The sequence below is a fragment of the Kitasatospora phosalacinea genome (genome assembly GCF_000717185.1).
GTDB lineage: Bacteria > Actinomycetota > Actinomycetes > Streptomycetales > Streptomycetaceae > Kitasatospora > Kitasatospora phosalacinea_A.
Genome location: NZ_JNYE01000323.1, coordinates 1 through 232, shown reverse-complemented (window position 1 = coordinate 232; position 232 = coordinate 1). Strand labels below are relative to the sequence as shown.

2 pseudogenes are annotated in these 232 nt (G+C 70.3%); both read right to left on the bottom strand.

The annotated features are described in order from the left end of the window. Positions 1-97 (bottom strand): annotated as a pseudogene (locus OO57_RS43410) (electron transfer flavoprotein subunit alpha/FixB family protein); the annotation flags it as partial. 37 nt (positions 98-134) lie between these two features. Then, positions 135-232, bottom strand: a pseudogene (locus OO57_RS43405) (electron transfer flavoprotein subunit beta); the annotation flags it as partial.

The window sequence follows — 232 nt, the reverse complement described above, 5'->3', positions numbered from 1 at the left end:
AGGGGGTGCCCAGGCGGCGGGCCAGGGTCAGCAGTTCGAGGGCGGGCTTGCGCACGGCGCCGTCAACGTGGTCGACGAGGACCAGGATCTCACTCATGGGTTTGTGCTCCGTATCCCTTGTTCCCGGCGGCCCGTCAGATGAACTTCTGCTCGGCGAGGTAGGCGGCGAGCTGCTTGCCGCCCTCGCCCTCGTCGGTCACGATGACGCCCTTGGTGCGGGCGGGGCGGGCGG